We start from the raw sequence: 771 nt of genomic DNA on the forward strand, positions 1-771 counted from the left end.
GGGGATGGCGGAACAGCTGCCAGCCTGAAGGGTGCCTATTTTGGTATCAGCTCATATGCGGGTGTGCTGGGTAGCGCAAAGCACGCGGCCAACCTGACGTCTTGTGAGTTCAATACCTACATCGCTGCAGGCAATAACGACCGCGTGTCTTATCACTCGGGTGTGCAGGTGGCATCGTTTATCGGTGAGCGCGGATATAACGTTGATGCTGCCATTGCAATCTCAAACCTTGGCGGAAGCACAAAGGGTTGGAAGTACGGCATCTACTGCCATGACGCTAATGGCAAATGGCCGTTTGACGCCGACAGCGTGTTCCTGAAGATTCAGCCAGCGGGCACGAATACGCTGGATCGCTTGATTGATGTTAGAAACGTTAACTTTGCAACGTCACTCATCAGTGCCCAGGGTGTAGATATCGCCAGAACTGGCATGGCATTAACAGGCCCCGCCACTACTGTAATCCTTGGCGACCAGACTACTAACTCAATTATTAGCATCCAAGGCCGGTCAGGCGGTCAAGGCGCAGCATACGACAGCCGTATCCTGTTCCTTGGCGGCGGCACGGCCAACCTTCAGGGTGTCGTTCAGGTTGAAGGCGCGCAACTGGTATCGCCGACTGTTCGCCCGGTCTCTGATAACGTCCACTCGCTTGGTAATGCATCGTTTAGATACTCTCAGCTCTTTGCGTCTACAGGCACGATTAACACCTCGGACGAAAGAGAAAAGGAGAATATCCAGGATCTGCCTTATGGGCTCGATTTCATCGAAGCA

At 53.3% G+C, this 771-nt stretch carries 1 pseudogene; it reads left to right on the forward strand.

From position 1 onward, the window contains the following. Positions 1-771 (forward strand): annotated as a pseudogene (locus PLU01S_RS25940) (hypothetical protein); the annotation flags it as partial.

Source organism: Pseudomonas luteola NBRC 103146, from assembly GCF_002091675.1.
GTDB classification, from domain to species: domain Bacteria; phylum Pseudomonadota; class Gammaproteobacteria; order Pseudomonadales; family Pseudomonadaceae; genus Chryseomonas; species Chryseomonas luteola.